General features: G+C 40.3%; 13 protein-coding genes. 8 read left to right on the top strand and 5 right to left on the bottom strand.

Annotated features, from left to right (window positions below):
* Window positions 1-292 precede the first annotated feature (292 nt).
* Both OQX64_RS02310 and OQX64_RS02305 read right to left on the bottom strand, forming a co-directional pair.
* Window positions 293-595 carry a tyrosine-type recombinase/integrase gene (locus OQX64_RS02310; RefSeq protein WP_265817400.1) on the bottom strand — a complete coding sequence of 101 codons (303 nt, stop codon included), beginning with the start codon at window positions 593-595 and terminating at the stop codon, window positions 293-295.
* Between the two features lie 42 nt (window positions 596-637).
* A complete protein-coding gene (locus OQX64_RS02305; RefSeq protein ID WP_265818285.1) occupies window positions 638-946 on the bottom strand; it encodes a hypothetical protein in 309 nt (102 codons plus the stop codon).
* 764 nt (window positions 947-1,710) lie between these two features.
* On the opposite strand from OQX64_RS02305, the gene OQX64_RS02300 reads away from it, so the two are divergent.
* Entirely contained in the window at window positions 1,711-3,099 is a 1,389-nt protein-coding gene (locus OQX64_RS02300) for a serine hydrolase (RefSeq protein WP_265817399.1), read from the top strand.
* A 721-nt stretch (window positions 3,100-3,820) separates the two neighbouring features.
* Here OQX64_RS02300 and OQX64_RS02295 read toward each other — a convergent pair.
* From OQX64_RS02295 to OQX64_RS02285, 3 genes are all read right to left on the bottom strand, one after another.
* Window positions 3,821-4,852: a heme-binding protein gene (locus OQX64_RS02295; protein WP_265817398.1), complete on the bottom strand. Its 1,032-nt coding sequence runs from the start codon at window positions 4,850-4,852 to the stop codon at window positions 3,821-3,823.
* A gap of 818 nt (window positions 4,853-5,670) precedes the next feature.
* Window positions 5,671-6,147 carry a nuclear transport factor 2 family protein gene (locus OQX64_RS02290; protein ID WP_088300575.1) on the bottom strand — a complete coding sequence of 159 codons (477 nt, stop codon included), beginning with the start codon at window positions 6,145-6,147 and terminating at the stop codon, window positions 5,671-5,673.
* A gap of 10 nt (window positions 6,148-6,157) precedes the next feature.
* Entirely contained in the window at window positions 6,158-7,054 is an 897-nt protein-coding gene (locus OQX64_RS02285; RefSeq protein WP_265817397.1) for a helix-turn-helix domain-containing protein, read from the bottom strand.
* Between the two features lie 197 nt (window positions 7,055-7,251).
* On the opposite strand from OQX64_RS02285, the gene OQX64_RS02280 reads away from it, so the two are divergent.
* The 7 genes from OQX64_RS02280 (at window position 7,252) to OQX64_RS02250 (ending at window position 13,165) form a co-directional block, all read left to right on the top strand.
* Window positions 7,252-8,103 carry an aldo/keto reductase gene (locus OQX64_RS02280; protein WP_265817396.1) on the top strand — a complete coding sequence of 284 codons (852 nt, stop codon included), beginning with the start codon at window positions 7,252-7,254 and terminating at the stop codon, window positions 8,101-8,103.
* A gap of 19 nt (window positions 8,104-8,122) precedes the next feature.
* Window positions 8,123-9,106, top strand: coding sequence for an aldo/keto reductase (locus tag OQX64_RS02275; protein WP_265817395.1), 984 nt, complete (start codon window positions 8,123-8,125; stop codon window positions 9,104-9,106).
* Window positions 9,107-9,151: 45 nt separating this feature from the next.
* Window positions 9,152-9,604 (top strand): cupin domain-containing protein, encoded by a 453-nt coding sequence (locus OQX64_RS02270; protein ID WP_265817394.1) that lies wholly within the window; start codon window positions 9,152-9,154, stop codon window positions 9,602-9,604.
* Between the two features lie 35 nt (window positions 9,605-9,639).
* The gene (locus tag OQX64_RS02265) at window positions 9,640-10,746 is read left to right on the top strand and encodes an alpha/beta hydrolase (protein ID WP_265817393.1); all 1,107 of its coding nucleotides are present in this window, start codon (window positions 9,640-9,642) and stop codon (window positions 10,744-10,746) included.
* 97 nt (window positions 10,747-10,843) lie between these two features.
* Window positions 10,844-11,575 carry a carboxymuconolactone decarboxylase family protein gene (locus OQX64_RS02260; protein ID WP_265817392.1) on the top strand — a complete coding sequence of 244 codons (732 nt, stop codon included), beginning with the start codon at window positions 10,844-10,846 and terminating at the stop codon, window positions 11,573-11,575.
* A 16-nt stretch (window positions 11,576-11,591) separates the two neighbouring features.
* A complete protein-coding gene (locus tag OQX64_RS02255; RefSeq protein ID WP_265817391.1) occupies window positions 11,592-12,653 on the top strand; it encodes an alpha/beta hydrolase in 1,062 nt (353 codons plus the stop codon).
* A gap of 11 nt (window positions 12,654-12,664) precedes the next feature.
* Complete coding sequence (locus OQX64_RS02250; protein WP_265817390.1) at window positions 12,665-13,165, top strand: cupin domain-containing protein; 501 nt, start codon at window positions 12,665-12,667, stop codon at window positions 13,163-13,165.
* Window positions 13,166-13,485: the final 320 nt, after the last annotated feature.

Below are 13,485 nucleotides of genomic sequence, written 5' to 3'. Positions count from 1 at the left end.
TACCTATCTCGTAAGAACGCATCAATTGCATAAAAAATACTAGGCAGACTAGATCTCGGGTTGAGCTACTTTATCAATAACGCTATTCATATTTTCGGTGCTTAAATATAAAATCACGTCCATTCGATGGTTTAGCTATTTAAGATTACGGCAGATCCTGGAATCTGCCGTGATTAGAAGCATTGTTGGCAGTGCAACCAATCTATTTCTACATAACCTGTTGCACAATAAACAAGTATTTCATTTCAATAGCTACCTTTTTCTGTTTTACTTTAGAATAAATTTGTGTGGTTCATATACTGGAATGTCCCAGCATGTGTGAAACACTCTCTATAGAAACACCCTTTTCCAAAGTAACGGTCGTTGCGAAAGTATGCCTGGCAGTATGGAAAGTAAGGTTTTTATTTAAACCTGCTTTTTCCGCAACAACTTTTAGCGCCCTATTAGTATACTGATTCGAAGGACAAGGAAAAACCGTTTCTCTGTTAATCGCTTCTGGCGAAACACGATACTTTTGAATAAGCGCAAGGGGAATTGGTAAAACTAACACATGAAAACTTCGCTCATTAGTAGTAAGCGTTTTTTTTCGCTTCATTACAAGCCAAATTGCCCCTTCATTATCTGTAGTGACGTGATGTTAGGAAAGTGCACTAATCTCACTATAGGCAAGTCCTGTATAGCAGCTAAAGACGAACATATCTCTTACAACTGCCTGCATACAATCTGGAAGGTCGACACTCTGAATTAAAGCTATTTCTGCATCATCTAGGATTTCCCTGTCTTTTGTCACCAACTTTCGGTTAAAATGAATGAATGGATCACGTACTATCCATCCAAACTTTAAAGCTGGCCCCATTAATTTTTGGAACCGCTCCATATCTTTCATTACCGTATTATTAGTACAAATCCTTTGCCCCTTGTCTGGAGTTTTTGTCCGTAGGTACACACCAAAATCAGTAATAAACTTAAAATCAATTTTCCCCAATTGAATATCTGATAACTTTTTTCTCTTTAGAATTCCGAAAGGAATCGTTCAGTCGAATAATAATTTTTAAGTGTCCCGGGGGCTAATAGTTTACCAGGTTGATACGATTTGTATCTGCAAGTGTCGGGATGGCAGGATGAAAAAAAAATAGAGAAATTTCATAAAATAATTGTTACAAAAAAACTTAAGAAATACTTAAGAAAACATAATTTAAAAAAAATAATTACCTTTATATCAAACACTTACGAATAAAATCGAGAAGACTCATAATCTTTTGGTCGCTGGTTCGAGCCCAGCTGGGCCCACAAACCCTCTTTACAATCCGTAAAGAGGGTTTTGTTTTTTAGTTAAAAAATTAATCTGCCTTAATATTAGTTTAAAGGCTGTTTTTCGATTCGAGTCCACTTGGGGTTTTTCTGTTTTAATAGATGTGTTCAATTGTTGAGTAAATATCCGTAGCAGGTTTATTACGGACGTCTGGAAGAGAAAAATCTGATATAACGATTCTATTTAGAAGTTCAGTATTTGAAATGAATACAAATGTGCATTTTAGAAACTACCGTTTTTTGATAGCGCTCATAGTAACTAAATTCTTATACTTACAACCTATTCAATGTTATCATCGTCATTGATTTATGCGCTTATGCGATTGTTGTGAAAGAGGATTTCATACAGCAAATCAATAACAATTACTAGGCTGAACCACAAACCCCTAAAAATTAATCATGAAGCTTTTAACTTACCAGATTTTACTCACAACTATTTTTATATTGTTTCAGCCTAATGATAGCTTTTGTCAACAAGTAGCTTCTAAAAAAACTATTCGAAGTAAAACTAATCTAAATGATCTCGATGCAAAAATCGCACAGTGGCAAAAAGATTTAAATATTCCTAATGTTGCAGTTAGTATTATCGAAAATGATAGGGTAGTAAAGTCAAACGTATATGGAAATTTAAGTAATGGAAAACCCGCTCCCAAAAACATGATTTTTGAAGTAGCTTCAATAACTAAAGTTGTGTTTTCTACATTAGTGCTTAAATTGGTACAGAAAGGAGAATGGAACTTGGATGAACCCCTGGCTAAATATTTTGTTGATCCTGAAGTTGCCGCAGATCCTTTTTCAAAACAGATAACAACACGTCATGTATTGAGCCAGCAATCTGGATTTGATAACTGGCGTTGGATGAATAATAGCGGGAAGTTAACTTTCAATTTTGAACCAGGTACAAGATTTAACTATAGTGGAGAAGGAATGCAATATTTGCGAGCTGCAATTGAACACAAATTTCATAAATCTTTATCCCAACTTGCTGATTCATTAATTTTTAACCCTTTACATATGCTTGACACCCATCACATGTGGGACGGCAAGACAAATTTTGACAGATATAGCAGGATGTATGATGCTGATGGGAAAGAAATTAAAAAGACAGATTTTTCAATTCAAGCTAGTGCTGCAGCAGGTTTAACTACAACTATTGATGATCTTTCGAAATTTGCACTTGAGGTTCTAGGCGGGGCACATCTATCAAAGTCCTTATATAATGAAATGGTTAAAACCCAATCAACCATTAACCCTAATCTTCAACAAGGCCTGGGATGGCGGATAATTAATGGTTTACCTAATAACGAATATGCACTCCAACATGGCGGAAACGATCCGGGGGTAGCAGCAATAGTGGTATTGCTACCAAAATCGAAACGTGGTGTTATCGCGCTAACTAATGCTGATAACGGTTTAATTATGTGCAATAACATTGTGAGGGCTGCATTTCCAGAAGGTCAAGAAATTATACATAAGGCATTCAAAAGCACCAAACCGAATGAAGTACCAAAAATATTGAAATTGTCAAATAGTGTTTTAAAATCTTATCAGGGGAAATATAAAAGAGAAGATGGAGTAGATGTTACTGTTACCTTGAAAGATAATGGATTGGTCCTAAGAATGTCTGGAATACCTCTTCTTAATTTGCTGCCACAAACTGAAGAAAACTTTTTCCTGGTGGATTTGGATGCGACAGTTTTCTTTACAAAAAACAATGATGGAACCGTCAACGCCGTTTCAATAAAAGATGGCGAGAATATTATTAAATGTCTTAAGGTCGTTGATTAGTTCAATCACAAAACCCTCGTTTTTTGATAAGAGGCTGACTTAAGATATAATTGAATTTAAATGGTTTTATATGTCCACCTGCATCGTGTTTTAATTATGGCTTATCATAAACTCATTCCATTAATCAAATCTAATTTTTCGTTTTTGATGATGAGTATTTGATAATTTGAATTATACCCTTCTAAGTTCTTTTTCCATAAGGATATGAAAGATTATTTGTAGTAAAGTCTATGCATTTTTTTTGCTAAATCAGCGATTAAATCTAAATCGGATAGGAAATGATTCGAGCCCAGCTGGCCCCACAACCCGTCAATAATACTGGAGGTTTTTTTGTATGCAAAATTTTCTATGTTTTTTTTGCGGATCCTGGCGCGCGTGCAGTTTTATATTAATTAACTAATTTAATCTACTGGTTGATGTCTCACCAAGCTGCTAAGTTTTAGCTCGTCGATCTGTGCATATCAATTAATGTACAGCCTTGAGTTTTGCAGTTGGTGAGCTACCAACCTGGATTTCGCCTGTAGTGGTGCCGGTGCATAAACGGTAAGTCGAATAGAGGCCGGACATACCCGCCCCTACTATGGCTACATCCGGATCCGCATCTTTCCATAACCTATATTGAGGTTGATCTTTCTTAATTTGTTAATATCATCTTTTATAATAACAGTAGGATCATCAGTTTGGTAATATAATTGATCTGTATAGCTGCAAATTGTCAAACTTATAATTGCGGAACGCCCGGAGTGTCCATTACATTCTCAGCGGCAGAAGCTTTCAGGCTTTCCACAGCTCCTAATTCGGATACGGCATGCATGCGCTTCAGGGTACTCACGGTGATATGCGGCCAAATGATAGGTTCAACCGTGCCGGTGGCCGGAAATACCAGGTTAATGGTTTGAGTGTATTGCAGAAGTTCCGTTTCGCTGCCGCCGGTGATGTTTTCAATCCAAAAAATTGCATCCATGGATGTTGCTGTAACATTGGTTTGAATAAACGGGATGTTCAGAATTCCACCCGTGGCATCAGGGTGTTTGGTAGACATCGGAAGAACCGTCATATCGGTGATGGAGCCTTTTCCTACGATGCCATCAAGTGTTGTTTTCAGGAAGCTATTCGGATCAGATTGTGCAAAGCCAGGGAACTGAGGAACACCGATGATCTTATCATTATACCCAAGCGCCGTAATCGGGCTGCCATCAAGATGCGTGCATTCTGCAGAGGCCACTTCGAAGAAATTCGTATCCGGCGCAGGTACTGTTAAAGCTTTACCAAGCGCCAATACCGCGTTACCATGAGGGATGGTACCTAAGCGGGCAATATCAAAGCCGCCGTTAAAATTTGTTATAAAAAGCATTAAACCTGTTTCAGCATGTATGATCTGGCCATTGCCAAAGCCCCTGGTGTTGCAAAAGTCGGTATCGCATACGCTGATGATCTGCTGCTCATAAAACAGGCCGAATATCTGCTGATCAAATTCCTTTCCATTCAGAACAGGCCCCCTGTTGCCTGCGCTAACAGCCACGGTAGAGAATTTCAGGTTTTCTTTATAAGGTATCACCTCAAAAATAAATCCGTCAGGGTGCGGTACGGATATTACATTCCATCCACTTGGCGTAACGCCTGCGGTTCCATTTATGACTATGCTTTCCCATTCGCCTACCAATTGTTTTAAAGGGCCAAGTTCTGCAAGCCCGAGTGCTTCAGCAGGCACAAATTGTGCACCCATGCCAAAACGGTTTAATTTCTCAGTCATATATTGTTTGTTTAGGTTTATACAATTAAAATGCATTACCACACCCCCTGTCTTATCCTTTGTCGGTTTACATTTAATGTTTACACAAGGGGGTTGTAAAGGTGGTTAATTAAATCTATTCATATAGTTTTAAATTCCTATTAAATATTTAAAAAACAGGTGATTGTACGTAAATAAAGCAGGTGATTTTACCCTGTTCAAGTAGCATTGTTTGTGCCGGCCAGTTGATTCCGAACACCACCTGTATCTGTGGATCACTACACTAAATTATTATTAAGGAATTTAAAATTGCCTTTCTGATGACCTCTTTGATTGTTGAGGAATAGACTTGAATACTTTTCTTTTGGACGCTGGTTCGAGCCCGGCTAAGCACATAAAACCTTCAATAATACTGGTTTTTGAGAAGTGCGGAATTTTCTATGCAGACAATTTTAGACTGAAGCGGCCAATTTCGAAGAGAAACAAATTCAGGAGAAACTTTTTTTTGTTTCTCGTAAAATTGTTTCTCCTACCCGAAACGTTTTTTTCCGAAACTTTTTTTTGTTTCGGAAAAAAACGTTTCGCTTTCTGTCCGGCGAATATGGAAGGTATTTTTAAAAAGATTAATCTGCTGTTTGATTTCTCACCCATCAACCTAAGTTTTATCTCGTCAATTTGTTCATATCCATTGATGTATAGCCATGAGTTTTTAGGTTGATGAGCGGCCAACCGATAGATGAATAGCAATTCTTGAAGCAAAGAAGAGTATTGTCAGAAAAAGCAGGAGACGCAAGGAAACGTTAAAAAATCAGTTTTTTTCCATCTTCTTCTGTGGAAGTTTATTGTTTAAGTTTCACAGGTCTGGAGAGTTTAGAAAATGTGAGAGAACCCATAATCCACTTGCCATTTTTTCTGATGTATACTTCTGTTACCATGAAAGGATTGATCACCTCATTATTACCCAAGGCAGCTATCAAATCGATGTCGTTTAATAGAATGGCAGTATTGTCGATGATTTTAACCGAAGCTGAATAGACCTCTGCTTTTTTGTAGTGAATGCCTCCTGATTTAATGATATTCAGTTCCTGAGTTGTTCCCCAACTGCCTCCCATGTGTACGAACATGGCTTTTGGATCAAATAACAGTGCAAGTGAATCTACATTTTTATCTGCCATCCAAAGCCATTTCTTTCTGGAAAGGTCCAGTAGTTCCTGTTCAACTTTTGTGGGCGTAGCTACATTTGCGGTTGACGCTTGTGCATGAGCGTACTGAACACCTCCGAAGAGGATAAACAATGCATAAACTAGTTTTTTCATGATCTGTGCTTTAATTGAGGGTTCTATATTCAGCCGGGGTACTGCCCACACGCTTTTTAAACAATCTGATGAAGTGCTGCGGATACTTGAATCCTAAATCGTAAGCGATTTCATTTACCGTCTTACTGCTGTCAAAGATTTTATTTTTAGCCACGTCAATGATCTTGACCTGGATAAATTCCTGGGCAGACTTACCTGTTTCTTTTTTGATAAGATCCCCAAAATAATTGGCAGAAAGGTGTAGTTCATCGGCGCAATAAGCCACACTGGGTAGTCCGATAGTGTAAGGCTTTTCTGAATTGAAATAGCCATTCAGCAATCCTTCGAATTTTTCGAGCATTCCTTTATTCACCGTATCCCTGGTAATAAACTGCCTGTCGTAAAATCGCTCACAATAACTCAAAAGTAATTCAATCCCCGAGGCAATCACTTTTTTACTATGCTTGTCGATGGTTTGATGCAATTCGCTGTGTAGCTTAGCAAATAAATCAAGCACCAGTTTACGCTCCTTTGCTGAAAGATGCAGTGCTTCATTGGTGTAGTAACTAAAAAAATTGTAATCACGGATGCTTTTCCCCAATGAAGTGCCCAGCAGCAGATCAGGATGGAAAACTAAGCCGTGTCCCATTGGCTGGTATTCGTCTACCTTGTTTTCAACGTCAACCACCTGGCCCGGCGAGATGAACACCAGCGTTCCTTCCTGGTAATCGTAATGCTGACGACCATATTTCAAATCGCCGCATTTTACGTCTTTCAAAAAAATGCAATACAGTTCAAAGTGCATTTTTGATCCTGTTCTTTTCGCTGCCTTTGAAAAATCAATAACACTCACCAAAGGATGACCGGTTTCATGATTATTGAAATCATTGTATTCGCTGACCGTCTGAAAGTTAAATTCCCTTTCCATACATTTTTCAAATTTGTTGATCAAAGTTAATCATTACTGCCACGTTAATTTACCATCAGCAGCCCGATCAGTAATATTGGTAGTATAAGCAGTAATTTATCTACCTGTTTGGGGTTTCTAAGACACGAACTTTGTACCCGATAATGGGTTTAGTTATTAAAACAACTTATGATATATTGTCATTAATAATGAATGTTATGAATCATGTAAAATTAAATAATGGACTGCAAATGCCTGTTTTAGGATTTGGCGTATTTCAGGTAACTGACCTGAATGAATGTGAGAGAAGTGTTTTACAGGCAATTGAGGCAGGATACCGTTTAATTGATACTGCGGCCATCTATGGAAATGAAGAAGCTGTAGGCAAGGCCATAAAGGAAAGCGGAATTGCCAGGGAAGAACTTTTTATCACCACTAAATTATGGGTTTCAGATGCGGGTTATGAAAAAGCTAAGCTGGCCTTTGAAAGATCACTAAAAAAACTTCAGCTGGATTACCTCGATCTTTACCTGATCCATCAGCCTTACGGCGATGTGCATGGGGCATGGCGGGCAATGGAAGAAATTTATGGGTCTGGAAAAATAAAGGCTATTGGTGTAAGTAACTTCCATCCTGACCGGGTTATGGATTTAATTATACACAACAAAGTGGTACCGGCAGTGAACCAGGTAGAAACACATCCCTTTAACCAGCAAACAGATACACAAGCTTTTTTAAAAGAAAACGGCGTGCAGATTGAGTCCTGGGGACCGTTTGCAGAAGGCAAGAACGAAATATTCAGCCATCCGTTGCTATCCTCCATTGCAGGTAAACATAACAAAAGTGTCGCCCAGGTCATACTTCGCTGGATGATTCAGCGCGACGTTGTTGTTATTCCGAAATCAGTTCGAAAGGAAAGGATCAATGAAAATTTTGATGTTTTTAATTTCAGGTTAAGCGAAGAGGATATGCAAGAAATCGCTACGCTGGATACCGGGAAAAGTTTGTTTTTTGACCATCGCGATCCCGCTATGGTTAAATGGCTTGGTGAAAGAAAAGTAGGTGAATAAAATTTAATCATTAGAGATTATGCAAAAGAGAATATTAGGTGGAAGTGGATTGGAAGTATCAGCATTAGGATTAGGTTGCATGGGATTGAGCTTTGGCTACGGCCCGGCTGCCGATAAAAGTAAGGCGATCGAATTGATCCAAAAGGCATTTCAGCTTGGAGTGACCTTTTTTGATACCGCAGAAGTTTACGGACCATATACCAATGAAGAACTTCTAGGTGAAGCACTTGCACACTTTCGTGATGAAGTGGTTATCGCGACTAAATTTGGTTTTAAAAATGCCAGCACCAGCGAAGGATTGGATAGTCGTCCAGAAACAATAAGGGCGGTAGCAGAAGCGTCCTTAACCCGGCTAAAAACAGATCGTATTGATTTATTTTACCAGCATCGCGTAGATCCGAACGTACCCATTGAAGAGGTGGCGGGAACAGTTAAAGAGCTGATTGCTGAGGGCAAAGTAAAACACTTCGGACTTTCTGAAGCTGGTGCGGGGTCAATTCGTAAGGCACATGCTGTTCAGCCAATAGCGGCATTGCAAAGTGAATATTCATTGTGGTGGCGTGAACCCGAAAAAGAGATAATCCCTCTTCTGGAAGAACTTGGAATTGGCTTTGTTCCGTTTAGTCCGCTTGGCAAAGGATTTTTAACTGGCAGGATTGATGAAAACACCAGGTTCGATACCACTGACTTCCGAAACACCGTACCACGTTTTTCTGAGGAAAACCGCAAAGCCAATCAGACATTGGTAAACCTGCTGGGAAGTATCGCATCAAAACAAAACGCCAGTCCTGCACAAATCTCACTTGCCTGGTTACTGGCACAAAAGCCATGGATAGTGCCAATTCCCGGAACAACCAAATTACCCCGACTGGAAGAGAATCTTGCTGCGGCAACCATCAGTCTTACTAAAAACGAACTTACTGAAATACAGGCTGCTTTGAATCAGATTGAAATACATGGACATCGCTACCCGGCGCAGAGTCAAAAAATGGTAGGTGGGTAATTTTAATAAACAGAACAAATTATGCGTAGACTTTAAAATAAGAAAATGAATAAAAAATTATATGTACTGATCATGCTGGCATTAGCAGGTATTACAGTTAAAGCACAGCAAACGCCGATATTTCCGAAAGGAGAAAAGGCGCCAAATGTCCATCATGTAGGTAATGTCTGGCTTACGGAGCTTCAGCCGGCAGACAGCGTTTTCAGCTATGGTACTTCTGTGGCCATATTTGATCCCGGTGCCAGATTGGATTGGCATACCCACCCCGGAGGACAGATTTTAATTATTACTGAAGGAGTGGGTTATTACATGGAAAGAGGCAAAACCAAACAAACAGTGCGCAAAGGACAGGTCATCCGTTGTATGCCCGGAGTTGAACACTGGCATGGAGCAACTCCTGAAACCGGGGTAACCTATATTGCCACCTCACCTACTGAAAAAGGGAAAACCGCTTGGCTTGAACGGGTATCTGATGTGGTGTACAAAGAAAAAAAATAGTCGTAAATACGATAAAAAATAAAAATCAATCAACGATGAAAATGAAGGCAGGAAATATCAGGATAAAGGTCGGATTAACAGTGGTAATAACATCGGTAATATTGTCAGCATGTACTATTATAAATGCCGGAGTTGATCATAATGAGTTAGTCATTCGCCAACAAGGAAGTTTTGCCATTGGCGGCATAAAGGTTTCACAGCCTGGTCAGTTTGAGTTAGCTAATGCACTAAAGCCGCAGGGACAAACTTTTCATGGAGACCATGCTTATGTTTTTTATCAAATTCCTGTGAAGGCACACAAATATCCCCTGGTATTTCTGCATGGTGCGGGTCAGTCTAAGAGAACATGGGAAACCACCCCCGACGGAAGGGAGGGTTTTCAAAATATTTTCCTGCGCAGAGGCTATGGTGTTTACTTATTGGATCAGCCCCGGCGCGGAGAAGCCGGTAAAAGCACTGTCGCTGCTGAGGTAAAGCCAACCGCTGATGAGCAGTTCTGGTTTACCCAGTTCAGAATAGGCAAATATCCGGATTATTTTCCCGGCGTTCAATTCCCTAAGGACAATGGCTCGCTGGAGCAGTTTTACAGGCAGATGACCCCGAACACCGGCGCTTTCGATGGCAATGTTGTTGCTGATGCGGTTTCACAATTATTTAACAAAATCGGCGATGGGATTTTAGTCACCCATTCCCAGGGAGGTGGCCCCGGTTGGACAACAGCCATTAAAAATGATAAAGTTAAGGCCATCATAGCCTACGAACCCTATAGCGGTTTTGTGTTTCCGGCAGGAGAACTGCCAGATCCCATCAAATCTGCAGGACTTTTTGGGGAACTGAAAGGAGTAGAAATACCGAAGTCAGACTTTGATAAACTGACTAAAATACCGATTGTAATGTACTATGGTGATAACATCGCCGCTGAGCCAACTCCAGTTTGGAACATGGATCATTGGCGTTCAGGATTGGAAATGGCAAAACGCTGGGCAGCGGCCATAAACAAGCATGGAGGTGATGCGCAGGTCATACATCTACCTGAAATTGGAATTAAAGGCAATACCCATTTCCCATTTTCTGATCTTAATAATGTGCAAGTAGCGGATGAGCTGTCCAAATGGCTAAAGGATAAGAAATTGGATCAGTAATATTGGTCATCATCTCCGTAACCCGTCTACTCCTATCTGATCAATCTTTCGGATCTTTACATCATTAAAGGATTGATTATGAAATAAAAATTTACCTATGAAGCTATTTAAAACAATACCGGCATTAACCTCACTGATGATCTCGCTACTTATATCCACTGCTGTAAATGCCCAAACAAAAGCCGGGCAGACTTTAAACGGTCAACAGCAGGCAATTGTCCGTATTTCGGCACTCACCGGCAAGGGGGAGTTAGAGAAACTTAAACCGGCACTGAATGCAGGGCTGGATCAGGGATTGACGATCAAGGAGATCAGGGAGATAATTGTTCATGTTTATGCGTATGCCGGATTTCCCAGAAGTATCAGGGGATTACAAACATTCATGACTGTGCTGGATGAGCGTAAAGCCAAAGGAATTCATGATGTACCTGGCAGAGAAGCTTCAGCGATCAAAGACGGGCGCAGCAAATATGACCGGGGCAAAGCCATTTTAGATACACTTTTAGACGCCCCGCAAGGCTCCACCCAATCCGGTTATGCTGCATTTGCACCTGTCATAGAGGTATTTCTGAAAGAACATCTGTTTTCAGATATTTTTGAAAGGGATGTCATCAACTATATGCAGCGGGAGTTAGCGACAATTTCTGTACTAGCTGGTATCGGAGGTGTTGAACCAATGCTGCAGTCGCACCTGAAAATTTGTCTCAATATGGGACTAAGCGACGGTCAGCTACAGCATTTTACTGAAGTCATCAAGAAAGAATTGGGTAAAAATGAAGCCACCGAGGTACAACAGGTATTGAGCGAAGTGCTAAAAAGTAAGAACTAAACTGAGTAGGAAGACGATGAAAAAAATAACATCAATAATCGCAATGGCCATTTCAGTGGGCGCTACGGATGTAGTATGTGCACAATCCGGTCAAAAGGGAAAACAGCAAAACCCCTACATGCTGGTATACGAGGGAGCGATTACAAAAAATGAAAAGGGAAAAGTAAATGTTCATCCGGTGAAATATAAATTGAACGGTATTGAAATAGCTGCGAACGTTTATACACCTGCCAATTATGATGCATCAAAAAAATATCCGGCAGTTGCGGTGGCTCATCCAAATGGTGGGATTAAAGAACAAACGGCAGGTTTATATGCGCAGCAATTGGCAGAGGCAGGCTATATTACCATTGCGGCCGACGCCGCTTACCAGGGTGCAAGTGGTGGCGAACCACGTCATACAGATAAACCAGCTTCCAGGATGGAAGACATTCATGGCATGGCAGATTTTATCACCCGGTATCCAGGTGTTGATGCGAGCCGCCTGGGTGTTTTGGGGATCTGTGGAGGTGGCGGCTATACGCTGAAGGCTGTCCAGTCTGACAAACGATTCAGGGCGGTGGCGACTCTAAGTATGTTTAATTCGGGTGAAGTAAGGCGTAATGGCTTTCAGAACTCTCAGGTTGCCACTATCCAGGAGCGTTTGTTGAAAGCTTCACATGCACGTGCAGCGGAAGCTGCCGGAAAAAAAATAACTTATGCCGGAGTAGCAAGCATCACAGACGAAGAAATCGCCAAAATACCTACTGATCTCTACCGGGAAGGATATGAATATTATTATCGCACGCATGCACATCCAAATTCTACCTTTTTGTATACCACGAGCAGTCTGCTTGACTTAATGACCTGGGATGCTACACCCAATATGGATCTGATTGAGCAGCCCCTACTCATGATCGTTGGAAGCAAGGCAGATACAAAGTACATGACAGATGAGGCATTTCCTAAAGCAACAAAAGCGAAAAACAAGGAGCTTTTTGTTATCGAAGGCGCTACTCACATACAAAGCTATTGGAAACCGCAATATGTATCACAGGCCGTAAATAAATTGACTGAATTTTACCAGGCCAACCTTTAAATAGAATGAATATGAAACATCATCTGAAATACATCCTGCCATTGGTGGTCATCTTTCTGGTAGCTTGTAACGGCAATAAAAAAGCAGAAAGCATAAGTCAGAAAAATGAACTTCTCTTTCCCCGGGGCGATAAAAATACAACTGATAATTTTGAAGGAGATGTATGGGTAAAATCCCTTGTAGATGCAGACAGCATAAATCAAACAGCGGTTGGTAATGTGACCTTTGCTCCGGGAGCAAGGAGTAAATGGCACATCCATCCAGCCGGACAAATTCTATTAGCGACGGATGGCGTGGGCTATTATCAGGAAAAAGGTAAATCAAAAATTATCCTTCGCAAGGGTGATGTAGTAAAATGCCCGCCAAATATTTCTCACTGGCATGGTGCCAGCCCGGATACGGCATTTGTTCAGGTTGCCCTTACAGGCAGGGAAAAAGGAGCCACGGTATGGTTGGATGCTGTTGGTGATGATGATTATGCCGAACGGGCGGCCAGAAAGAAAATATTATAATTAAGGTAGGGTTGAATCTGTTTGGGCTATAATTGTCACATGCATTCCTAAAAAATATTTCTTCATAACCTATTGTCATAAACTTATGCCATTGTTCAAATCAACATTTTGGTTTTTGATGATGAGTTTTCGATCAGTTGCATTCAGAAACAAGAACTGTTAAATATCGACTCTGAACAATCACATTTAAAAAGAAATCCTCCGTGAATAAGGTAACGTAAAGCAGCCACTTCAACATTATTTTTATATATCCTGTTATACGTTTGAAAATTAGTGCCCGGCCATATCCATTCGGATAACATTTTCACTGAGTATCGGTT

This window comes from Pedobacter sp. GR22-10, from assembly GCF_026239715.1.
Lineage (GTDB): Bacteria > Bacteroidota > Bacteroidia > Sphingobacteriales > Sphingobacteriaceae > Pedobacter.
Note: the sequence above shows the minus strand (reverse complement) of the source record. Positions and strands in the feature narration are given on the sequence as shown.